Source organism: Geodermatophilus sp. SYSU D00867, from assembly GCF_054050315.1.
The window spans coordinates 251,176-271,136 of the sequence record NZ_JBJGZC010000003.1; the positions used below are offsets into that span (position 1 = coordinate 251,176).

At 76.5% G+C, this 19,961-nt stretch carries 25 protein-coding genes; 13 read left to right on the forward strand and 12 right to left on the reverse strand.

Features of this window, described 5'->3' with window-relative positions; all coding sequences use genetic code 11:
- Nucleotides 1-19 precede the first annotated feature (19 nt).
- Genes ACI8AK_RS04710 through ACI8AK_RS04720 form a run of 3 tightly spaced genes read left to right on the forward strand, consistent with a single transcriptional unit; the run spans nt 20 to nt 1,471 of the window.
- Nucleotides 20-193, forward strand: coding sequence for a hypothetical protein (locus ACI8AK_RS04710; protein WP_387987427.1), 174 nt, complete (start codon nt 20-22; stop codon nt 191-193).
- A 10-nt stretch (nt 194-203) separates the two neighbouring features.
- Nucleotides 204-683: a RidA family protein gene (locus ACI8AK_RS04715; RefSeq protein ID WP_456903446.1), complete on the forward strand. Its 480-nt coding sequence runs from the start codon at nt 204-206 to the stop codon at nt 681-683.
- Nucleotides 680-1,471 (forward strand): NUDIX hydrolase, encoded by a 792-nt coding sequence (locus ACI8AK_RS04720; protein WP_456955235.1) that lies wholly within the window; start codon nt 680-682, stop codon nt 1,469-1,471. The genes ACI8AK_RS04715 and ACI8AK_RS04720 overlap by 4 nt, the downstream gene beginning before the upstream one ends.
- A 180-nt stretch (nt 1,472-1,651) precedes the next feature.
- On the opposite strand, the gene ACI8AK_RS04725 is transcribed toward ACI8AK_RS04720, so the two are convergent.
- Together ACI8AK_RS04725 and ACI8AK_RS04730 are read right to left on the reverse strand one after the other, a co-directional pair.
- Entirely contained in the window at nt 1,652-2,329 is a 678-nt protein-coding gene (locus ACI8AK_RS04725) for a Crp/Fnr family transcriptional regulator (RefSeq protein WP_456955237.1), read from the reverse strand.
- Between the two features lie 159 nt (nt 2,330-2,488).
- Complete coding sequence (locus tag ACI8AK_RS04730; protein ID WP_387987421.1) at nt 2,489-2,728, reverse strand: hypothetical protein; 240 nt, start codon at nt 2,726-2,728, stop codon at nt 2,489-2,491.
- A 94-nt stretch (nt 2,729-2,822) separates the two neighbouring features.
- Between ACI8AK_RS04730 and nth the strand changes: the two genes are divergently transcribed.
- Genes nth through ACI8AK_RS04755 form a run of 5 tightly spaced genes read left to right on the forward strand, consistent with a single transcriptional unit; the run spans nt 2,823 to nt 6,587 of the window.
- Nucleotides 2,823-3,605: an endonuclease III gene (gene nth, locus ACI8AK_RS04735; protein WP_387987419.1), complete on the forward strand. Its 783-nt coding sequence runs from the start codon at nt 2,823-2,825 to the stop codon at nt 3,603-3,605.
- The gene (locus ACI8AK_RS04740; protein WP_387987417.1) at nt 3,602-4,183 is read left to right on the forward strand and encodes a TlpA family protein disulfide reductase; all 582 of its coding nucleotides are present in this window, start codon (nt 3,602-3,604) and stop codon (nt 4,181-4,183) included. Before nth ends, ACI8AK_RS04740 begins: the two co-directional genes overlap by 4 nt.
- Nucleotides 4,180-4,950: an NUDIX hydrolase gene (locus tag ACI8AK_RS04745; RefSeq protein WP_387987415.1), complete on the forward strand. Its 771-nt coding sequence runs from the start codon at nt 4,180-4,182 to the stop codon at nt 4,948-4,950. The genes ACI8AK_RS04740 and ACI8AK_RS04745 overlap by 4 nt, the downstream gene beginning before the upstream one ends.
- Nucleotides 4,947-5,402 (forward strand): cupredoxin domain-containing protein, encoded by a 456-nt coding sequence (locus ACI8AK_RS04750; RefSeq protein WP_387987413.1) that lies wholly within the window; start codon nt 4,947-4,949, stop codon nt 5,400-5,402. The genes ACI8AK_RS04745 and ACI8AK_RS04750 overlap by 4 nt, the downstream gene beginning before the upstream one ends.
- 3 nt (nt 5,403-5,405) lie before the next feature.
- Entirely contained in the window at nt 5,406-6,587 is a 1,182-nt protein-coding gene (locus ACI8AK_RS04755) for a MarP family serine protease (RefSeq protein WP_456903450.1), read from the forward strand.
- Nucleotides 6,588-6,666: 79 nt separating this feature from the next.
- Here ACI8AK_RS04755 and ACI8AK_RS04760 read toward each other — a convergent pair whose 3' ends face one another.
- The 3 genes from ACI8AK_RS04760 to acs form a co-directional block, all read right to left on the reverse strand.
- Nucleotides 6,667-7,470 carry an alpha/beta fold hydrolase gene (locus ACI8AK_RS04760; RefSeq protein WP_456955238.1) on the reverse strand — a complete coding sequence of 268 codons (804 nt, stop codon included), beginning with the start codon at nt 7,468-7,470 and terminating at the stop codon, nt 6,667-6,669.
- 140 nt (nt 7,471-7,610) lie between these two features.
- The gene (locus ACI8AK_RS04765) at nt 7,611-8,114 is read right to left on the reverse strand and encodes a phage holin family protein (RefSeq protein WP_456951331.1); all 504 of its coding nucleotides are present in this window, start codon (nt 8,112-8,114) and stop codon (nt 7,611-7,613) included.
- A gap of 166 nt (nt 8,115-8,280) precedes the next feature.
- The gene (gene acs, locus ACI8AK_RS04770) at nt 8,281-10,233 is read right to left on the reverse strand and encodes an acetate--CoA ligase (protein ID WP_387987406.1); all 1,953 of its coding nucleotides are present in this window, start codon (nt 10,231-10,233) and stop codon (nt 8,281-8,283) included.
- A gap of 122 nt (nt 10,234-10,355) precedes the next feature.
- Here acs and ACI8AK_RS04775 point away from each other — a divergent pair, with 122 nt between their 5' ends.
- On the forward strand, nt 10,356-11,063 hold the full coding sequence (locus ACI8AK_RS04775) for a (2Fe-2S)-binding protein (RefSeq protein ID WP_456901791.1): 708 nt from the start codon (nt 10,356-10,358) through the stop codon (nt 11,061-11,063).
- Nucleotide 11,064: 1 nt separating this feature from the next.
- Here the strand turns inward: ACI8AK_RS04775 and hflX are convergent, their stop codons facing one another.
- The 3 genes from hflX to ACI8AK_RS04790 all read right to left on the reverse strand — a co-directional run bounded on the left by hflX (nt 11,065) and on the right by ACI8AK_RS04790 (nt 14,026).
- Nucleotides 11,065-12,210, reverse strand: a complete 1,146-nt coding sequence (hflX, locus tag ACI8AK_RS04780; RefSeq protein ID WP_387987402.1) for a GTPase HflX — start codon at nt 12,208-12,210, stop codon at nt 11,065-11,067.
- Nucleotides 12,211-12,275: 65 nt separating this feature from the next.
- Nucleotides 12,276-13,331, reverse strand: a complete 1,056-nt coding sequence (locus tag ACI8AK_RS04785; RefSeq protein WP_456955240.1) for an S-adenosylmethionine:tRNA ribosyltransferase-isomerase — start codon at nt 13,329-13,331, stop codon at nt 12,276-12,278.
- On the reverse strand, nt 13,328-14,026 hold the full coding sequence (locus ACI8AK_RS04790) for an SDR family NAD(P)-dependent oxidoreductase (RefSeq protein ID WP_456955242.1): 699 nt from the start codon (nt 14,024-14,026) through the stop codon (nt 13,328-13,330). The genes ACI8AK_RS04785 and ACI8AK_RS04790 overlap by 4 nt, the downstream gene beginning before the upstream one ends.
- Nucleotides 14,027-14,072: 46 nt before the next feature.
- On the opposite strand from ACI8AK_RS04790, the gene soxR reads away from it, so the two are divergent.
- The 4 genes from soxR to ACI8AK_RS04810 all read left to right on the forward strand — a co-directional run bounded on the left by soxR (nt 14,073) and on the right by ACI8AK_RS04810 (nt 17,130).
- A complete protein-coding gene (soxR, locus tag ACI8AK_RS04795; protein WP_456955243.1) occupies nt 14,073-14,540 on the forward strand; it encodes a redox-sensitive transcriptional activator SoxR in 468 nt (155 codons plus the stop codon).
- Nucleotides 14,541-14,621: 81 nt separating this feature from the next.
- Nucleotides 14,622-15,473: a 4,5-DOPA-extradiol-dioxygenase gene (ygiD, locus tag ACI8AK_RS04800; RefSeq protein WP_387987394.1), complete on the forward strand. Its 852-nt coding sequence runs from the start codon at nt 14,622-14,624 to the stop codon at nt 15,471-15,473.
- A gap of 141 nt (nt 15,474-15,614) precedes the next feature.
- A complete protein-coding gene (locus ACI8AK_RS04805) occupies nt 15,615-16,466 on the forward strand; it encodes a hypothetical protein (RefSeq protein WP_456955245.1) in 852 nt (283 codons plus the stop codon).
- Nucleotides 16,450-17,130: a class F sortase gene (locus ACI8AK_RS04810; protein ID WP_387987391.1), complete on the forward strand. Its 681-nt coding sequence runs from the start codon at nt 16,450-16,452 to the stop codon at nt 17,128-17,130. The genes ACI8AK_RS04805 and ACI8AK_RS04810 overlap by 17 nt, the downstream gene beginning before the upstream one ends.
- Here the strand turns inward: ACI8AK_RS04810 and ACI8AK_RS04815 are convergent.
- Genes ACI8AK_RS04815 through ACI8AK_RS04830 form a run of 4 tightly spaced genes read right to left on the reverse strand, consistent with a single transcriptional unit; the run spans nt 17,127 to nt 19,960 of the window.
- Nucleotides 17,127-17,423, reverse strand: coding sequence for a helix-turn-helix transcriptional regulator (locus tag ACI8AK_RS04815; protein ID WP_387987389.1), 297 nt, complete (start codon nt 17,421-17,423; stop codon nt 17,127-17,129). The two genes, ACI8AK_RS04810 and ACI8AK_RS04815, sit on opposite strands and share 4 nt — an antisense overlap.
- On the reverse strand, nt 17,420-18,274 hold the full coding sequence (locus ACI8AK_RS04820; protein ID WP_456955247.1) for an ABC transporter permease: 855 nt from the start codon (nt 18,272-18,274) through the stop codon (nt 17,420-17,422). The genes ACI8AK_RS04815 and ACI8AK_RS04820 overlap by 4 nt, the downstream gene beginning before the upstream one ends.
- On the reverse strand, nt 18,271-19,203 hold the full coding sequence (locus ACI8AK_RS04825) for an ABC transporter ATP-binding protein (protein ID WP_456955249.1): 933 nt from the start codon (nt 19,201-19,203) through the stop codon (nt 18,271-18,273). The genes ACI8AK_RS04820 and ACI8AK_RS04825 overlap by 4 nt, the downstream gene beginning before the upstream one ends.
- 49 nt (nt 19,204-19,252) lie before the next feature.
- Nucleotides 19,253-19,960 (reverse strand): SGNH/GDSL hydrolase family protein, encoded by a 708-nt coding sequence (locus ACI8AK_RS04830; RefSeq protein WP_456955251.1) that lies wholly within the window; start codon nt 19,958-19,960, stop codon nt 19,253-19,255.
- Nucleotide 19,961: the final 1 nt, after the last annotated feature.

Below are 19,961 nucleotides of genomic sequence, written 5' to 3' on the forward strand. Positions count from 1 at the left end.
TGCGCTAGCGTCGTCCCCCATGAGTGATCCGGCCCGCCGCAGGTGGGAGTACGCCACCATCCCGCTGCTGATCCACAACACCAAGGCGATCCTCGACTCGTGGGGGACCGACGGGTGGGAGCTGGTGACGGTGCTGCCCGGGCCGACCGGCCCCGAGCAGCCGGTCGCCTACCTCAAGCGCCCGCTGGCCTGAGGCGCCCGCGATGACGCAGGGGATGCAGGCCGGGAGCTGGCACGCGCGGCTGGCCGAACTCGGCATCCGGCTGCCCCCGGTGGCCGCGCCGGTCGCCTCCTACGTGCCGGCCGTGCGCACCGGGGACCTGGTGTTCACCTCCGGCCAGCTGCCGTTCGTCGACGGCGGGCTGCGGCGCACCGGCAAGGTGGGCGGGTCCGTCGACCCCGAGGACGCCGCCGCCGACGCCAAGCTGTGCGCCCTCAACGCGCTGGCCGCCGTCGACGACCTGGTCGGGCTGGACCAGGTGGCCCGGATCGTGCGCGTCGTCGGCTACGTGGCCAGCGCGGAGGGCTTCAGCGGCCAGCCGCGCGTGGTCAACGGCGCCAGCGAGCTGCTCGGCAAGGTCTTCGGCGAGGCCGGCCGGCACGCCCGCAGCGCGATCGGCGTCGCCGAGCTGCCGCTGGGCGCGCCGGTGGAGATCGAGCTGACCGTCGAACTGCGCGGATGACGGCGATCCGCCCGGCGGCGACGGTCCTGCTGCTCCGCGACGGCGCGGAGGGGCTCGAGGTCCACCTGCTGCGCCGCACGCGCGGGATGCCCTTCGCCGGGGGGATGACCGCCTACCCCGGCGGCGGGGTGGACCCGCGCGACGGGGACACCGACGTCGCCTGGGCCGGGCCGCCGCCCGCCGAGTGGGCGCAGGCGCTGGGCTGCGACGAGCGGGTGGCCCGGGAGCTGGTGTGCGCCGCCGTCCGCGAGACCTTCGAGGAGGCCGGCGTCCTGCTGGCCGGCTCACCCGACGGCAGCGACGTCGTGCCAGACGTGTCCGGGGACGACTGGGAGGCCCAGCGGCAGGCGCTGCTCACCCGCGAGCTGTCGCTGGCCGAGTTGCTGGCCGGGCGCGGGCTGGCGCTGCGGGCGGACCTGCTGCGGCCGTTCGCGCACTGGATCACCCCGCCGCAGGAGACCCGCCGCTACGACACCCGCTTCTTCGTCGCGGCGCTGCCGGTGGGGCAGGAGGCCCGCGACGTCTCCGGGGAGGCCGACGAGGCCAGCTGGCTGACGCCGGAGGCAGCGCTCACCGAGATGCGGGCCGGCACCCGGCCGATGCTGCCGCCCACGATCCACACGCTGCGCCAGCTGTCGGCCTTCGCCGACGTGGCGGCCGCGCTGGCCGGGTCCCCGCCAGAGCCGCTGCACCCAATCATGCCCGAGCTGCGGACCACGCCCGAGGGACGCTTCGCCGAGCTCCCCGACGGCACCCGCATCGGCCTGGTCGTGCCGCTCCCCTCGTGACCCTCCGGGTCACACCGCGGCCAGGTGCGGTCCCCCAGTTGCGCTGAGCCCTGCCCGCACCTCCTCGCGGAGGCCTCCGGCCCCCACTCGTCGGCGCGCCTCGCGGGGCGGCTCCCCTCGGGTGCTGCGAACGCGAGAGGCCCGGGACCGTGACGGTCCCGGTCCTCTCGCGTTCGATCGTCAGCGCGCGCGGCGGCGGAGGCGGTCCTCGTCGAGGACGACGACCGACTTGCCCTGCAGCTGGATCCAGCCGCGGTGCACGAAGTCGGCCAGCGCCTTGTTGACCGTCTCGCGCGAGGCGCCGACCAGCTGGGCCAGCTCCTCCTGGGTCAGGTCGTGCTTGACGCGCAGGCCGTCGGCCTCGCGGCTGCCGAACCGGTCGGCCATCTGCAGCAGCGCCTTGGCCACGCGGCCGGGGACGTCGGTGAAGATCAGGTCGGCCACCGAGTCGTTGGTGCGGCGCAGCCGGCGGGCGAGCACGTGCAGCAGCCGCTCGCCGACCTCCGGGTGCGCCTCGATCCACGGGCGCAGCACCGACTGCGGCATCTTGGCCAGCTTGACGTCGGTGACCGCGGTGGCCGTGGCCGTGCGCGGGCCGGGGTCGAACACCGACAGCTCGCCGAACTGGTCGGAGGGGCCCATGACGGCCAGCACGTTCTCGCGGCCGTCGGGGGAGCGCCGGGACAGCTTGATCTTGCCGCTCAGCACGATGTACAGGCTGTCGCCCGGCTCGCCCTCGTTGAACACGACCCGACCGCGGGGCAGGGCGATCGTCTCCAGACGGCTGGCGACGGGGTCGACGGCGTCCTCCGAGAGTCCCTGGAAGAGCCCCGACTGGGCCAGCACCTCGTCCACCACGATTTCTCTCCACCCCACCGTTCCGCGCTCGACCTGCGGGGCGTCGGCCCCGCATCCGTACGGAGTCTAGGCGGCTGTGCGCACGGTCACCCGTTCGGAGACACGCGGGGTGACCCACCGGGGTGAGGAACGGCCCCGGGAGCGACGCGGTGTGAGGGTCTAGACCAGCGGTTCGGTGCTCTGGCGGACCCGCGACCGACGGCGGCGGCGCCAGCGCGCCATCGCCCGGCGGATGCCGGAGGCGGCCAGCGTGTCCACCTCGCCCGGGGTCGCCGACTCGAGGAACTCGGCCACCTCGCGCGGGGACGTCGGACGGCGGAGGGGCTCCTCGACGCGTTCCATGACCAGCAGGAACGCGATGACCATCGGGGGGAAGAGGATGACGATGAGCGCGACCACGTCACCTCCCGGGTCCGGTCGCTGCTGAGCGGGCCTGTACAGCCATGGTGGCACGGCCCGGAGGGTGTCGCCGGTGACGCATACCCTCGACCGCGTGTCCACGCCGGCCTACGCCCGCCCCGCTGCGCGCCGTGCTCCCGCCCGACGTCCGGCCGCCGTGCCCTTCGACCCGGACGAGACGCCGCTGGCCCGCACCCGCCGCGCCCGCCGGATGGCCCGTGAGCTGGCCGTCATCCACCCCGACGCGCACTGCGAGCTCGACTTCACCAACGCCTTCGAGCTCCTCGTGGCCACCGTGCTGTCGGCGCAGACCACCGACAAGACGGTGAACAAGGTCACGCCGGTGCTGTTCGCGAGGTACCCCGACCCCGTGGCGCTCGCCGGGGCCGACCGGGCCGACCTCGAGGAGATCCTCAAGCCCACCGGGTTCTTCCGCGCCAAGGCCAACTCGGTGCTCGGCCTGGCGCAGGCGCTGGTCGAGCGCTTCGACGGCGAGGTGCCCGGCCGCATGGCCGACCTGGTCACGCTGCCCGGCGTCGGCCGCAAGACGGCGAACGTCGTCCTCGGCAACGCCTTCGGCGTCCCGGGGCTGACCGTGGACACCCACTTCGGCCGGCTGGTCCGCCGCTTCGGCTGGACCGCCGAGGAGGACCCGGTCAAGGTCGAGGCCGAGGTCGCCGAGCTGGTCCCCAAGCGCGACTGGACCATGTTCAGCCACCGCGTGATCTTCCACGGCCGGCGCGTCTGCCACGCCAAGAAGGCCGCCTGCGGGGCGTGCGGGCTGGCCCGCTGGTGCCCGTCCTACGGCATCGGCCCCACCGACCCCGAGGCGGCGATGAAGCTGGTCAAGACGCCCGCGGCGTCGGACACCGAGTGAGCGCCCGGCGCGCGGCCGCGCTGCTGGCGCTCGGGGTGCTGCTGTCGTCGTGCACCGCCTCGGCCGACGAGCCCGGGGCGCCCGAGCGGGCCACCGTCGCGGAGACGCGGACGGACCTGGCGGCCTGCCCGGAGCAGCCCGGCACGCCGGCCGCCGACGGCGACCTGTCCGGCGTCGCGCCGATCGAGTGCTTCAGCGGCGGCACCCTCGACCTTGGCCGCGCCCCGGGCGTGCCGACCGTGCTGAACCTGTGGGCGAGCTGGTGCGGCCCGTGCCGCGAGGAGCTGCCGCTGGTGCAGCAGCTCGCCGACGCCGCCGGGGACCGCGTCCGGGTCGTGGGCGTGATCAGCCAGGACGGCGTCCCGCAGGCGGCGTCGTTCGCCGAGGACGCCGGCGTGACCATCCCCGGCGCCTTCGACGGGCACGGCGACGTCGCCGCGGCGCTCGGGCTGCGCGGCCTCCCGCACACGGTGTTCCTCGCCGCCGACGGGTCGGTGGCCTCCGTGCGGACCGGCGCGGTCGAGTCCCTCGACGAGCTGCGCGCCCTGGTCGCCGAGCACCTCGGGGTGCAGCTGTGACCGGCCTCCTGCCCGGCGCCGACACCACCGGCCTGCCGGACTACCTGCTGCGGCTGGTGGCCGCGGCGGCCGACCTCCCGCTGCGCCACCGCACGCAGACGGCCACCGACACCGCGCGCCGGTCCGCGGTGCTCGTCCTGTTCGGCGAGGGCCCGCGCGGCGCCGACGTCCTGCTCATCGAGAAGTCCGCGCTGCTGCGCACGCACGCCGGGCAGCCGGCGTTCCCCGGCGGCGGCGCCGACCCGGGGGAGGACTACCCGGTGGGCACCGCGCTGCGGGAGGCGCAGGAGGAGGCCGGCGTCGACCCGGACGGCGTCCGGGTGCTCGCCACGCTGCCCCAGCTGTTCCTCGGGCCGTCGGACAACCTCGTCGTCCCGGTCGTGGCGTGGTGGGACGACCCGCGCGACGTCGCCGTCGGCGACCCGCGGGAGGTGGCCCGGGTGGCCCGGGTGCCGCTGGCCGACCTCACCGACCCGGCCAACCGGTTCCGCGTGCGCCACCCGGCGGGGTACGTCGGCCCGGCGTTCGGCGTGGCCGGGATGGTCGTGTGGGGCTTCACCGCGGCGCTGCTGGACGCCGTCCTCGAGGCCGCGGGCCTCGCGCGGCCCTGGGACGTCCGCGACGTGCGCCCGCTGTCGGCGGCCGGTGCGCGGCCGGCGGCCGCGCCCGGGGCCCTGGGGGAGGGCGGCGCCGAGGACGCCGCCGCGCCGACGGTGGCCGACGGCACGACCGGGGACGCCGCGACAAGTACGGTTCCGCGGCGATGAGCAGGATCTGGACGCGCCGCCTCCCGGCGGCGCTGACCGGCGCGGTGCTGGCGGCCGGGGTGCTGGCCGGCTGCGGCTCCGGCGACGACGGCGGCGGTGCCGCGGCGCCGTCGAGCCCCGACGCGTCGCTCGGCACGGTCACCACGGCCGAGGACGGCGTCCAGGAGGTCACGATCCAGACGCCGGACGACTACGTGTTCGTCCCCGACACCTTCACCGTGGCGCCGGGGCGGGTCCGGCTGACCGTGCAGAGCACCGCCACGCAGGCCACCCACAACTTCCGCTTCACGCCCGGCGCCGGCGTCGAGGAGATCCCCGAGGAGATCCCGCTGCTGGCCGCGGGCGAGACGGAGACCATCGAGTTCGAGGTCACCGCCCCCGGCGACCACCCGTTCGAGTGCAGCTTCCACGTCCAGCTGGGCCAGACCGGCGTCATGACGGTGCGCGGCTGACCCATGTCGCTGGTCGACCTCGTCCTCATCGCGCTGGCCCTGGTCTTCGCCTTCTCCGGCTTCCGGCAGGGCCTGCTGGTGTCGGCCACCTCCTTCCTGGGCTTCCTCGGCGGCGCCGTGCTCGGCGCCCAGCTGTCCGGGCCCGTCGCCGACCGGCTCGACGGCTCACCGGTCACCCGGGTGTTCGCCGCGCTCGTCGTCGTCCTGGCGGGGGCGCTGCTCGGGCAGGTGCTGGCCGGGGCGATCGGGCGGGCGGTGCGCCGCCGGGTCACCTGGGAGCCGGCCGAGGTGCTCGACTCGGTCGCCGGCGCCGTGGTGTCGGCGATCGCGGTGCTGCTCGTGGCGTGGATGGTCGCCACCCCGCTGGCCACCGCGCCGTTCCCCGGGCTGGCCGGGCAGGTGCGCAAGTCGGCGCTGGTGCAGGCGGTGGACCGGGCCGTGCCCGACGGCGTCCGGGCGGTCTACGACTCGCTGCGCGAGGCGATCGACCGGCGCGGGCTGCCCGACGTCCTGGACCCGCTCACGCCGACCCAGGCCCGCGAGGTCGAGGCGCCGGACGCGACGCTGGCCGCGAGCCCGGTCGTCGGGCAGGTGCAGGGGTCGGTCGTGAAGATCAGCGGCATCGCGCCGTCGTGCTCGCGGCAGATCGACGGCTCCGGGTTCGTCTACGCGCCCGGCCGGGTGATGACCAACGCGCACGTGCTCGCCGGCGTGGACGCCCCGGTCGTCGAGGCCGAGGGCGAGGAGTACGAGGCGACGCCGGTGTACGTCGACGAGGAGGTCGACGTCGCGGTGCTCGCCGTCCCGGACCTCCCGCAGGTGCCGCTGGCCTTCGCCCCGCAGGTCGCCGGCACCGGCGACGACGCGATCATCATGGGCTACCCGGGCGGCGGGGGGCTGTTCATCGGCCCGGCGCGCGTGCGCGACGAGGGCCCCATCAGCGGCCCGGACTTCCGCGACACCCGCACCGTGCAGCGCGACGTCTACGCGCTCTACGGCGAGGTCCGCGCCGGCAACTCCGGCGGGCCGCTGTTCGACCCGGCCGGGCAGGTCCTCGGCGTCGTGTTCGCCTCGGCGATCGACGACCCCTCCACCGGCTACGCGCTCACCGCCCAGCAGGTCGCGCCCGCCGCCACCGCCGGCGCCACCGCCACCGCCGAGGTCGACACCGGCCCGTGTGAGTGAAGGACCCCGCTGCCCCTCCACCGCTCGCCGGCCCGCGGTGGGCCCCTGCAGCGGGGCCGCCGCTGACCGGGAGAGGCTGTCAGCCGGCCGCCCAGCCCGCGATCGCTGCCGTGACCTCGGTGGCGGCCTCCTCGGGCGGGAAGTGGCCGATGCCGGGGAGCTCGCACCACTCGTAGGCGCCGGCCACGTAGCGGCCCGAGCCGCGGGCGGTCCGCGGCAGCAGCAGCGGGTCGGCGTCGCCGTGCAGCTGCAGCGTCGGCGCGGTGACCGGCGCGGCCATGCGGCGGGCGTAGCGCAGCCCGTCCGGCCGCAGCTGGGAGCGCCCGGCCCAGCGGAAGTACTCCATGGCCCCGTAGGCCGCCTGCGGGATCCGCGCCGCCGACCGGTACCGCTCGACGGCCTCGGCGAAGTCGGCGGTGTGCGTCCAGTCCCGCCCGGCCCAGTTGCGCAGGAACTCGGCGACCGGGTCGTCGTCGGTGCGGGTGAGCCGCCGCTCGGGCAGCCGCGGCACCTGGAAGCCCAGCACGTGCCGCAGCGCCCGCCGCTGGGCGGGGTCGCGCAGCCCGGTGCGCAGCAGCCGCGGGTGGGCCATCGAGACGACGACGAGGCGGCGCACGCTGCGCGGGTGCAGCGCGGCCATCGTCCAGGCGACCAGCCCGCCCCAGTCGTGCCCGACGACGACGGCGTCCCGCTCGCCGAGGGCGCGGACCAGGGCCGCGACGTCGTCGGCCGCCGTCGGCAGGTCGTAGCCGCGCGGCGGCTTGTCGCTGGCGCCGTAGCCGCGCAGGTCCGGCGCGACCGCCCGGAAGCCGGCCGCGGCGAGGACCGGCAGCTGCGCGCGCCAGGTCCACCAGAACTGCGGGAACCCGTGCAGCAGGAGCACCAGCGGGCCCTCGCCGGCCTCGGCCAGGTGCAGCCGGACGCCGTTGGCCGAGACGTCGCGGTGGATCCAGGAGCCGGGCAGCAGGACGCTGGTGGCGTCGGGACGCTCGTCGGCGGGAGCGCCTCCGGACCTCGCGGCGCTCAGACCAGGTAGGTGTCGGGGGAGCGTCGCTCGACGCGCCCGTTGCTCACCGTCGGCAGCGCACGGCGCCGCTGGCCCGGCTGCTCGCGGTGCATGACCTCGGGCAGCTCGCGCAGCGACTCCAGGGTCCGCTCCGGCTTGTCGATCCGCTTGATCATGCGCACGCCGACCAGTGCGGCGAGGCCGGCGATCAGCAGCAGGCCCGCGGTGACGATGAGGTAGGAGACCCAGCGGGGCAGGCCCAGCCAGGTGAACAGCTCGGCGAGCATGATGAACAGGAAGATGCCGGCGAAGGCCACGAGCACCCCGGCGGCGGCGAACAACCCGCCGCTGATGCCGGCCTTCTTCGCCGAGCGGCCGATCTCGGCCTTGGCCAGCTCGATCTCCCCGCGGATCAGCGTGGAGACGTCGGCCATGGCGCTCTGCACCAGCACGCCCACGGAGGGGTCGGCGCTGACGGCATGCCGCCCGGCGGGCTGGGTGGTCGACGCGCTGTGGGCCACGGGGGCTCCTCCCTGGTCGGACTGGATCGGCGGCCGCGGACGGCCTGGGGAGGATCTTGCCCCGTCACCGCCCGGATCACGCACCCGGAACCCGATCGGGCGCCCGGGACGCGGGAGGCCCTCCGCACGTCCTGCGCGCCAGGACGTGCGGAGGGCCTCCGGTGCCTCAGTCCTCGGAGCCGCTGGTGGCGGGCAGCTTGTCCTTGATCAGGTTCATCACCGAGGAGTCGGTCAGCGTGGTGACGTCACCGAGCTCGCGGTTCTCGGCCACGTCGCGCAGCAGCCGCCGCATGATCTTGCCCGAGCGGGTCTTGGGCAGCTCCTGGACGACCATGATCTGCCGCGGCTTGGCGATCGGCCCGATGTCCTTGGACACGTGCGTGCGCAGCTGCTGCACCAGGTCCTCGCCGGAGTCCTGGGCCGACCCGCGGAGGATGACGAACGCGACGATGCCCTGCCCGGTGGTCGGGTCCGACGCGCCGACGACCGCGGCCTCGGCGACGGCGGGGTGGGCGACCAGCGAGGACTCGACCTCGGTGGTGGAGATCCGGTGGCCCGAGACGTTCATGACGTCGTCGACCCGGCCGAGCAGCCAGATGTCGCCGTCGGCGTCCTTCTTGGCCCCGTCGCCCGCGAAGTAGACCTCCTTGCCGAACCGCGACCAGTAGGTGTCGACGTAGCGGTCGTCGTCGCCCCAGATGGTGCGCAGCATCGACGGCCATGGCTGGGTGAGGACCAGCAGGCCGGTGCTGTCGTCGCCGAGCTCGTTGCCCTCGTCGTCGACGACCTTGGCCGAGATGCCGGGGAACGGCGTCTGCGCCGAGCCGGGCTTGAGGTCGGTGACGCCGGGCAGCGGCGTGATCATGTGCGCGCCCGTCTCGGTCTGCCACCAGGTGTCGACGATCGGGCAGCGGCCGCCGCCGATGTTCTGGTGGTACCAGAGCCACGCCTCGGGGTTGATCGGCTCCCCGACCGAGCCGAGCACCCGGAGCGAGGTGAGGTCGAAGCCGGCGGGGATGTCCTCGCCCCACTTCATGAAGGTCCGGATCACCGTCGGGGCGGTGTAGAGGATCGAGACGCGGTACTTCTCGATCAGCTCGAACCAGCGGCCGCGGTGCGGGGTCTCCGGGGTGCCCTCGTACATGACCGACGTCGCCCGGTTGGCGAGCGGCCCGTAGACGATGTAGCTGTGGCCGGTGACCCAGCCGACGTCGGCGGCGGTCCAGTAGACGTCGGTGTCGGGCTTGAGGTCGAAGGTCGCCCAGTGCGTGTAGGCGACCTGGGTGAGGTAGCCGCCGGAGGTGTGCAGGATGCCCTTCGGCTTCGCCGTCGTCCCGGACGTGTACATGATGTAGAGCGGGTGCTCGGCGTCGAAGGCCTCGGGCGTGTGCTCGGGCGACTGCCGGTCGACGACGTCGTGCCACCACAGGTCGCGGCCCTCGGTCCACTCGACGTCCTGCTCGGTCCGCCGGACCACCAGCACGTTGCGGACGCCCTCGGTGCGGCTGACGGCGTCGTCGACGGCGGGCTTGAGCGCGCTGGGCGCCCCGCGCCGGTAGCCGCCGTCGGCGGTGACCACCAGGACGGCGCCGGCGTCGGTGATCCGGCTGGCCAGCGCGTCGGCGGAGAAGCCGCCGAAGACGACCATGTGGACGGCGCCGATGCGGGCGCAGGCCAGCATCGCGACGATCGTCTCGGGGATCATCGGCATGTAGATGGCGACCCGGTCGCCGGCCTGCACACCGAGCTCGAGCAGCGCGTTGGCCGCGCGGCAGACGTCCTCGGTGAGCTGGGCGTAGGTGATCGTGCGGGTGTCGCCCGGCTCGCCCTCCCAGTGGTAGGCGACCTGGTCGCCGTGGCCGGCCTCGACGTGCCGGTCCAGGCAGTTGTAGGCGACGTTGAGCTTCCCGCCGACGAACCACTTGGCGAACGGCGGGTCGGTCCAGTCGAGGACCTCGTCCCACTCCTGCGTCCAGCTCAGCCGGCGCGCCTGGGTCTCCCAGAACGCCAGCCGGTCGGACTCGGCCTGCTCGTACACGTCCGGGCCCACGTTGGCGGACGCGGCCAGCTGCTCCGGCGCCGGGAACCGGCGGCCCTCCGACCCGGTCGACTCGCTCACGTGTGCTCCCTCCGTCTCGTCGGTGCGCACGCCGTGCCGGCGGCGTGTCCCAGCACACACCGTAGGGGGCCGGGCCGCCGGCGGGGCCGGGGACCGCAACGTCGTTGCAGCAGACTGGGGCCGTGGACGGCGGACCCCAGGCGGTCGTGGCGGCCCGGGTGCCCGGCGCCGCCGGCCTCGGCCTGCTCGCCCCGCCGTCGGCACGCCCGTTCCCGGCCACGCTGCTGGCCGACCCGGACTGGACCGCGGAGCGGGTCGCCGCGCTGGGCCGCCGGTACCGCAGCACCGACCGGCGGGTGCTCGCGACCGTGTGGTGGTACTCGGCGTCGGCGGTGCTGCTGACCCCGGTCGCCGCCGGGCTGGCCACCGGCCGGCCGCTGTCGGCGCGGCTGGCCGACACCACCCTGTACGGGATGGCCGGCGGCGCGGTGCTGGCCGGGGTGTCGCGGGCGCCCGCGGGCCCGGACCAGGCGGGGGAGCTGCGGGAGGCGCTGGCGTCGGCGGTCGCCGCGGTGGCCGCGGCCGGCGGGCTGCGCGAGCGGCCGCTGTGGGCGGTGGCCACCGACTCGCTGGCCGGCCGGCTGCTCGCCGTCGGCCGGGCGCTCGGCGACGTGGAGACGGTCACCGCGCTGGCCGCGCCGCTCGCCGCGGCCGTCGGCGACCCGATGCCCGCACCCCGCTACACCGACGTCGGCGGCGTCCGGTTCGTCCGCCGCGCCTCCTGCTGCCTGCTGTACCGGCTGCCCGGCGAGGCCCTGTGCACCGCCTGCCCCGGCCGGCCGCCGGCGGACCGGCGGGTGCTGCTGGAGGCCGCCGCCGGCCTGTGGTGAGTCAGCGGTCCAGCGCGCGGGCGATCGCGGCGCGCAGGTCCCCGACGCCCTCTCCGGTCAGGGCCGAGACCGGCACCGCGTCGGGGTAGGCGGTGCACAGGGCCGCCATCCACTCCGGCGGGGCGACGTCGGCCTTGTTGAGCGCCAGCAGCTCCGGGTGGTCGCGCGCGCCGATCTCGTAGAGGACCCCGCGCACCGCCGTCACCTGGCCCATGGCGTCGGGCGCGGACGCGTCGACGACGTGCAGCACCAGGTCGGCCTCGGTGACCTCCTCGAGCGTGGCGCGGAAGGCGTCGACCAGCTGGTGGGGGAGGTGGCGGACGAAGCCGACGGTGTCGGTGAGCGTGTAGGGCCGGCCCTCGGGGGTGACCGCCCGGCGGACGGTCGGGTCGAGGGTCGCGAACAGCGCGTCCTGCACCAGGACGTCGGCGCCGGTCAGCCGGTTGAGCAGCGCCGACTTCCCGGCGTTGGTGTAGCCGGTGAGCGCCACCGAGGGCACCCGGTTGCCCCGGCGGCGACTGCGGGTGCGCTGCCGCCGGGCGGCGGTCTGCTGCACCTGGCGCCGCAGCATGGTCATGCGCCGGCGCACGTGGCGCCGCTGGGACTCCAGCCGCTGCTCGCCGGGGCCGCGCACCCCGGTCCCCGCGCCGCCGGCGCTCCGCCCGCCACCGATCCGCGAGAGCTCCGTCCCCTGCCCCTGCAGCCGCGGGAGCTGGTAGGCGAGCTGGGCCAGCTCCACCTGGGCGCGGCCCTCGCTGCTGCGCGCGTGCTGGGCGAAGACGTCGAGGATGAGCGCCGTCCGGTCCACCACGCGCGCGCCGACCCGGTCCTCGAGGTTGCGCACCTGGGCCGGGGACAGGTCGCCGTCGGCGATGACCAGCCCGGCGCCGCGGTCGCGGACCAGGTCGGCCAGCTCGGCGACCTTCCCCGACCCGAGGAACGTCGCCGGGTCGGGGTGCGGCCGGGCCTGCACCATCCGGCCCACCACGGCCACGCCGTCGGTGTCGGCCAGCCGCTCCAGCTCGTCCAGCGGGTCGACCGCGTCCGCGTCGGCGTGCAGTCCCAGCAGCACCGCCCGGGGTGGCTCCGCGCCGTCCCCGGCCGCCGTCCCCTCCTGCTGCGTCCCGAGCAGCCACGTGCCTGGCATCCCGGCCTCCCCGGCCGTGCGGGCCGGGGAGGCCGGGCCGTCCTGGCCCGGGTGTCCCGGCCCGGTCAGCCTCGCCGGTCGGCTCCCGGACCGCCACCGGGCAGGAAGAGCATCGAGTCGCCGAACTCGTGCCACAGCCAGCCGCCGGCCGCGGCCGCCCCGTAGGCGCGCGTGACCAGGTCCCGGCCGGCCACCGCCTCCAGCAGCAGCAGGTGGCTGGCCTCGGGCTCGTGCAGCCCGGTGACCAGCCCGGTGACCGCGCGGGCCGGCCGGTCCGGGCCCAGCACGAGGTCGGTCCAGCCCTCGCCGGGCCGGGTGACGCCGTCCTCGCCGGTCACCGTCTCCAGCGCCCGCGTGACGGTGGTGCCGACGGCGACCACCCGCCGCCCGGCCGCCCGTGTCGCGGTGACCAGCCGCGCGGTGACCTCGGGGACCCGGTAGCGCTCCGGCGCCGGCGGCTCGTGCAGCTCGGGGCTGGAGACGCCCGCGTGCAGCACCAGCGGCACCACCGGGACGCCGCGGGCCATCAGGCGCACCAGCAGGCGGTCGGTGAACGGCCGGCCGGCGCTGGCGTTCTCCGCGCTGCCCGGCTCGGTGGCGTAGACGTTCCGGACGTCGTCGAGCGCGACCGGACCGCGCAGGTGGCGGTAGCGGACCGGCTCGCCGTGCCGGGCGAGGTAGGCGGGGAGGGCGACGGCCGGCGCGGCGACCGCCCGCCACAGCCGGCCGGGGCGCGCGGGATCGGGGAACCCGCCGCGCAGGACCAGCCGGACGCCGCCGGGCAGCAGGAGCACGGCGCCGGGCTCGAGCCCGGTCTCGGGGCCGTCGTCGGCGGGGCGGCGGACCTCGACCACCCAGGTCCCGTCGTCGAGCGTGGTCGAGACGTGCACCGGCGTGCGGGTGTCGTCGGCGCGGCGGGCGGTGAGGCGGGCCGGCAGCGTCGCGGAGGTGTTGACCACGACCAGGTCGCCGGGCTCGAGCAGGCCGGGCAGGTCGCGGAACCGGGCGGAGGTGAGGCTGTCCGGGCGGACGGCCATCAGCCGCACGCCGTCCCGGGCCAGCCCGCGGCGCTCCGGCGGCTCGCCGGCCTCCGCCCCCATGGGCACGGCGAGGGCGGTCACCGGGACACCGCCGACGGCACCAGGTCGGCCAGGCGCACCCGCGGGCCGGGCAGGTCCCCCTCGAGCAGCGTCAGCAGCGCCGCGGCGACGTCGGCCGGGTCGGCCAGGCCGGCCGGGTCGGCGCCGGGGTCGGCGGCGGCGTGCATGTCGGTGGCCATGTCGCCCGGGTCGACGGCGACCACGCGCAGCGCCGGGTGCTCGACGGCGAGCACCGCGGTGAGCAGGTCGAGCGCGGCCTTGCCCGCCCCGTAGCCGCCCCAGCCGGCGTAGGGCTCGACGGCGGCGTCGCTGCTGACCGACACGACCGCCCCGCCGGCGCGCTCCAGCGCGGGCAGCACCGCCTGCACGAGTGCGACCGGGGCGACGGCGTTGGTCCGCAGCAGGTCCTCCAGCACGGCCGGCGGGAGGTCGGCCAGCCGCGGCAGCGGGACGGGACCGAGCGCGGAGGCGTTGTTGACCAGCAGGTCGAGGCGGTCGCCGGCGGCGGCGGCCAGCGCGGCGCGGTGGGCGGGGTCGGCGACGTCGCCCGGCACGGCGGTGACCAGGCCGGGGCGGGGGAGCCCGGCGACGGCGGCGGCCAGCCGGCCGGCGTCCCGGGCGTCGACGACGAGCCGCCACCCGCGGCGGGACAGCTCGCTGGCGAGGGCGAGCCCGAGGCCCCGGGAGGCCCCGGTGACCAGTGCGGTGGGTGTCATGCGGCTACCGTGGGACCTGAAGTCGACTTGAGGTCAAGGGGGCGCCGTGGAGCTGCTCGCGATCGGGGAGGTGGCCGCCCGGTCCGGCCTCGCGCCGTCGGCCCTGCGGTACTACGAGGCCGAGGGGCTCATCGCTGCGAGCCGCACCCCCGGCGGCGCGCGGCGCTACCCCCGCTCGGTGCTGCGCCGGCTGGCGTTCGTCCGGGCGGCGCAGAACGTCGGGCTGTCGCTGCCGGAGATCCGCGAGGCGCTGGCCACGCTGCCCGACGGGCGCACGCCCTCGGCCCGCGACTGGGCGCGGCTGTCCCGCGACTGGCGGGACCGGCTCGACGCGCGGATCGCCGCGCTCGAGCAGCTGCGCGACGGGCTGAGCTCCTGCATCAGCTGCGGCTGCCTGTCGCTGACCTCGTGCGCGCTGTCCAACCCGGGCGACGCCGCGGCGGCGGAGGGTCCCGGCGCCCGGCGGCTGTCCCCGCTGCTGCGCCGCGTGCCGCCGGCCGGCCGCGCGGGCTGAGCGCACCTCGCGGGGCCCGCCGGGGGCGGGCATGATCCGGACGGGACCGAGTCGCGGGACGCCGCCGGGGAGGACAGCCGCATGACCCTCATGCCCGCCGCCTTCATCGGCCACGGCAACCCGATGAACGCCCTGGAGCGCAACCGCTACACCGACGCCTGGCGGGCCTTCGGCCGCGCGGTGCCCCGGCCGCGGGCGATCCTCGTCGTCTCCGCGCACTGGTACGTGCACGCCACCGCGGTGACGGCGATGCCGCGCCCGCGCACCATCCACGACTTCTTCGGCTTCCCGGACCGGCTGTTCGACGTCTCCTACGACGCCCCGGGGCTGCCCGAGCTGCACGAGCAGGTGTCCGACGTCGTGTCCCCCACGTGGGTGGGCGCCGACCTCGACAGCTGGGGGATCGACCACGGCGCCTGGTCGGTGCTGGTGCACGCCTTCCCCGACGCGGACGTCCCGGTGGTGCAGCTGTCGATCAACGCGCTCAAGGGCCCGGACTACCACCTGCAGATGGGCGCGGCCCTGGCGCCGCTGCGCGAGGACGGCGTCCTGGTGATCGGCAGCGGCAACGTGGTGCACAACCTCGGCGGGGTCAGCCGAGCGCTGCCCGACGCCGGCTTCGACTGGGCGCAGCGCTTCGACCAGGCCGCGCGCGAGGCCATGCTCACCGACCCCGGCGCGGTGGGCCGCCTGGACGGGCACCGGGACTTCGACCTCGCCGTCCCCACGCCCGACCACTTCCTGCCGCTGCTCTACGTCGCCGGCATGGCCGGGGCCACGGGGACGACGGCGGACGTGCTGGTCGACGGCTACGCCTACGGGTCGCTGTCGATGACCTCCTACACGGTCGGCATGCCGGCGCCCGGTGCCGAGGGCGGCGGCTTCGCCGCGCCGCTGCCCGAGGGGCCCCCGCCGGACGGCGCCAACATCTAGCCGCCGCCGGACCGGCCACCGGGTCACCCCGGAGCGTGACGACGGGCCGACCGAGCGGAGGGGTCCGTCACCGATCGACGTCACGGTCGTTCCCCCCGGACAGTGACGCCGCTCATGTCCTGACATCCCCGGGGGGTCCCGTTGTCGTCCGCTCGCCGTTCCCCGTCCCGCAGGCCCCGTGGCCGCCGGGCGCTGCTCGTCGCCGGCCTGGTCGCCGCGGCGGTCGCGGTGCCCGGGGTGGCCACGGCCGCGCCGGGCGGCACTCCCGCCGATCCGCTGGAGGGCGCCGTCACGACGATCGAGCAGGCCGTGACCGGGCAGGGCGGAGACGCCGCCGAGCCCCCGGCGCTGCCCGGCACCGGTGCGCTCCCGCTGCCGGGCGCCGACCAGGAGGTGCCCGCCGAGCCGGCCCCTGCGGAGCAGGGCCCGGTCCCGCCGCTGCCGGAGGCGCTCGTGCAGGGCCTGCAGTCCGCGCTCACCCCGCTCGGCGTGCCGGAGCACTGCGTCCAGGGGGTGGCCGACGGCGTGCAGGGCCTGCTCGACGGCGTGCTGTCCCAGGACCCCGCGGCGGCCGTCGAGGAGCTGGTCACGGGGCTGCAGGGGGCACTGACCGGCCTCGCGTCCGGCCGGTCGCCGGCGCTGGACCCCGCGACGCTCGGGAGCGCCGCCGAGCAGGTGGCAGCCGACGTCGAGGAGTTGATCGCGGCGTTCCAGGCCTGCCTGCCCGCCCTCCCGGAGACCCCCGAGCCCCCCGCGCCGGCGCCGGAGCCCACGCCCACGCCCGAGGCGCCGCACGCCGCGCCGGTCGCCGCGCCCGTGGCCGACCAGCCGGTGCAGTACCTCGGCTACGCGCCGACCGGCGGGGACGAGGGCGTCGAGACCGAGGGTCCGGGCGCCGTCGTCCCGCTGGCCGCCCTGGGCGGTGCCCTCCTGGTCGGCGGCGGCGCCGGTGCCGCCGCCTCCCGGGCCCGGTCCCGTGCGGTCGGTCGCTAGGGAGCTCTCGGGCCAGCGCCTGCCGCTGCTGGTCCTCCTCGTCGTCGTCCTCGCCGGGGCCGGCGTGTTCGTGTGGACGGGGCGCCCGGCGGCCGACGCCGCCGTGGCGCCCCCCGCCACCTCGCTGGTGGCGGTGCCGGCGACCGGCGAGGTGCCCGCCCTGCCGGCCGCCGGCACCCCGGCCGCGGGCCCGGTCGTGCCGGCGCGGATCGCCGTCCCGGCCATCGACGTCGACACCGCGGTCGAGTCCCGCGGGACGGTGCGGTACGGGAACCCGTTCACCGGCCGGGCCGTCGACGGCTACGGCGTGCCCGAGTCGATGCGGACGACGTCGTGGTGGTCCGACGGGCCCGCGCCCGGGTCCGGGCGGATGGCCGTCGTCCTCGGCCACGCCGGGGCCGGGGGCGGCGCGGTGTTCGACCGGCTGCCGGAGCTGTCCCCCGGCGACGAGGTGGTCCTGGTGGACGCCGGCGGCGCCTGGCTGCGGCTCGAGGTGCTCGGCGACCCGGTGACCGGGCTGGACAAGGCCACCTCCGCCCTCGCGGACACGCTCAACGGGCACCCCGCGGGCGCCGACCTCGCGCTGGTCACCTGCGGCGGCGAGTTCGACGAGTCCGCCGGCGCCAGCGAGGACAACACCGTCGTCTTCGCCCGGGTCGTCTAACCGGCCGCGGTGCCGCTCGCCCGCCCGCCCGGATCACCCGGCGCCGGGCGGGCGGCGTCGCTGATCCGCGGGAACGGCCGGGTGGAGAAGACGACCTCCACCGGGAGCCCGAAGAACTCCGCGATGCGCAGCGCCAGGTGCAGGCTGGGGTTGTACTCGCCGCGCTCCAGGTAGCCCACCGTCTGGTAGTGGACGCCGAGGGCGTCGGCGAGCTCCCGCCGGGTCACGCCCTGCTCGGCCCGCAACAGGGCGATCCGGTTGTAGACCGCGTCCTGACCCCGGTCGGTGGTCACCGCACCCACTGCAGCGAGGCCTCGCGGGCCGCCTCGACCTGCGACCCCGACTGCCGGCGGGCCATCCGGCGCAGCACCCGCGGGGTGACCAGCGCCCCGGACACCGCCCAGGCGGTGAGCACCAGCACCGTCGTCCCGGTGCGCCACGAGTCGCCCACCTCGAGGGTCACCGCGGCGTCGGGCAGGAAGGCCGACCGCAGGCCGAGGCCGATCCAGTACACGGGGAACACCTGCGCGACCCCCTGCACCCAGCCCCACAGCGACTGCAGCGGGAAGAAGATCCCCGAGATCGCGGTGAGGACGAGGATCGGCAGCATCCCCCAGGAGCCCACCTTCTGGGTGCTGGGGACGACCGAGCCCAGCAGCATCCCGAGCGGCAGCGTCGCCAGCAGGCCGAGGACGACGACCCACGCCACCGTGAGCCAGCCGGCGGCCCCGCCGTGCATCAGCCCGTCGAAGAGCAGGAAGCTGGGCACGAGGATCGTGAGCAGCGACGGCAGCAGGTTCAGCGACTGGTAGGTGAGCTGCCCGGTGACGTAGCCCTGCATGCCGTGGGGCAGCGCCTTGTGCCGCAGGAGCGTGCCGTCCTCCCGCTGCATGGCCAGGTCGAACGCGGGGCCGATCACCAGGCCGAAGGCCAGCAGCCCGCCGAGGATGCTCGGCAGCGCGTACGTCGGGTAGGTCAGCCCGGTGTCCCCGATCGCGTCGTCCCGGTTGAACCACAGCAGGAGCAGCGTGCCCAGGGCGGTGAACAGGTAGAACCCCTGGTCCTGCGGGCTGCGCACGCTCTGCACGAACTCCCGCCAGCCCCGGCGCAGGCCCAGGGCGATCGCGTTCCGGGTCGGGTTCACCGCGTGACCTCCTCCAGGGCGGGCCGGGGCCGGAGGCCGGCCTCGGAGCGCTGCACCATCGCCAGGTAGGTGTCCTCGAGGCTCGCCCGCCGGACCTCCAGGTCGGTCAGCTCGTCGCCGTGCTGCTCGACGAGCCGGCGGACGAAGGGGACGACGTCGGTGGTCGGGTGCACGAAGCGCTCGGAGCCGCAGGCCCAGCGCACCTCCGCGGTGCCGGCGACCCGGCGGCCGAGCTCCTCCGCGCTGCCGTCGGCGACGATCCGGCCGCCGGCCAGGATGAGGATGCGGTCGGCCAGCTTCTCCGCCTCGGCGAGGTCGTGCGTGGTCAGCAGGATGCTGGTGCCCTCGAGGTCGGACAGCCGGTGCACCAGCTCGTGGAAGTCGCGGCGGGCCTGCGGGTCGAACCCGGCGGTCGGCTCGTCGAGGAAGAGCAGCTCGGGGCGGCCGATGATGCCGACCGCGACGTCCAGCCGCCGCCGCTGCCCGCCGGAGAGGGTGACGATCTTGCGGTCGGCGTGCTCGGTCAGCCCGACGGTGTCCAGCAGCCGGCCGACGTCGTACGGGCGGGGGCGGTCGGGCGTCGAGTACGGCGCGTAGTAGCCGCCGAGCTGGGTCAGCAGGCGGCGGGGCGTCCACCGGGCGTGGTCGCGCCAGGACTGCAGGACCACGCCCACCCGCGCCCGCCACGCGTCGCCGGCGCGCGCCGGGTCCTCGCCGAGCACCCGGACCTCCCCGGCCGAGCGGACCCGGAAGCCCTCGAGGACCTCGATCGTCGTCGTCTTCCCGGCGCCGTTGGGGCCGAGCAGGCAGACCACCTCGCCGGCGGAGACGGTGAGGTCGACGCCGGACAGCACCTCGTTCGTGCCGTAGGTCATGCGCAGGTCGCGCACCTCGACGACGGGGGCGGACACCGGAGGGGACACGGGCATCAGGGCCTCCGAGGAGGGGAGCCGGCGGTGTCCCGTGATAGTAGGACTGCTACATCCGCAGCGGAAGTGCTGCGGCGGCCAGGACCTCGGCCCACATCGCGCAGGCCGCGGCGCCCGGGTGGAAGCCGTCGTCGGCGAACAGCCCGGGACCGTCGAGCGGTGGCGCGGGGGCGTGCCGGACGCCCGGGCGGGCCAGGCGCCCCAGCTCGGCGTCGAGCGCCCGGGCCTGGCGGCCGAGCACCCCGCGCAGCGGCTGCGGGAGGGTGGGGAAGCGGCCCAGGTCCGGCAGCCCGGCCAGCACGACGACGCCGCCGGGCGCGGTGAGCGGCGCCAGGGCGCCGAGCAGCGCGGTCACGTCGCGGCGCCAGGCGGCCCGGGAGCGCAGCCGCAGCGTGTCGTTGACGCCGAACGCGACCAGGACGACGTCGGCGGGCGGGCCGGCCGGCCCGGGGACCAGCAGCCCGAGCGCCTGCGCGACCGTCGTCCCGGTGCGCGCCGACAGCCGCCAGCGCACCTCGCGGCCGCTGCGCCGGGCGAGCGCGGCGGCGAACCGGGCGGCGAGCCCGTCCTGCTGCGTGGCGACGCCGATGCCCGCGGCCGGCGACTCCCCGACGACCGCCACGGTCAGCGGCGGCCCGTCACCCGCCACGACGCCGGCGCGCGGCCCGGGCGCCTCCGGCAGCACCGGCGTGCGGCGGCGGACACCCGCGCCCTGGACCAGCAGCACCGGCGCCAGGGCGACCGCGAGCGCGCGCACG

Excerpts from the sequence above, each read along its gene's own strand:
- ACI8AK_RS04710 (WP_387987427.1), top strand. The coding sequence starts at position 20 with ATGAGTGATCCGGCCCGCCGCAGGTGGGAGTACGCCACCATCCCGCTG.
- ACI8AK_RS04715 (WP_456903446.1), top strand. The coding sequence starts at position 204 with ATGACGCAGGGGATGCAGGCCGGGAGCTGGCACGCGCGGCTGGCCGAA.
- ACI8AK_RS04720 (WP_456955235.1), top strand. The coding sequence starts at position 680 with ATGACGGCGATCCGCCCGGCGGCGACGGTCCTGCTGCTCCGCGACGGC.
- ACI8AK_RS04750 (WP_387987413.1), top strand. The coding sequence starts at position 4,947 with ATGAGCAGGATCTGGACGCGCCGCCTCCCGGCGGCGCTGACCGGCGCG.
- ACI8AK_RS04755 (WP_456903450.1), top strand. The coding sequence starts at position 5,406 with ATGTCGCTGGTCGACCTCGTCCTCATCGCGCTGGCCCTGGTCTTCGCC.
- hflX (WP_387987402.1), bottom strand. The coding sequence starts at position 12,210 with ATGCCAGGCACGTGGCTGCTCGGGACGCAGCAGGAGGGGACGGCGGCC.
- ACI8AK_RS04790 (WP_456955242.1), bottom strand. The coding sequence starts at position 14,026 with ATGACACCCACCGCACTGGTCACCGGGGCCTCCCGGGGCCTCGGGCTC.
- ygiD (WP_387987394.1), top strand. The coding sequence starts at position 14,622 with ATGACCCTCATGCCCGCCGCCTTCATCGGCCACGGCAACCCGATGAAC.
- ACI8AK_RS04825 (WP_456955249.1), bottom strand. The coding sequence starts at position 19,203 with ATGCCCGTGTCCCCTCCGGTGTCCGCCCCCGTCGTCGAGGTGCGCGAC.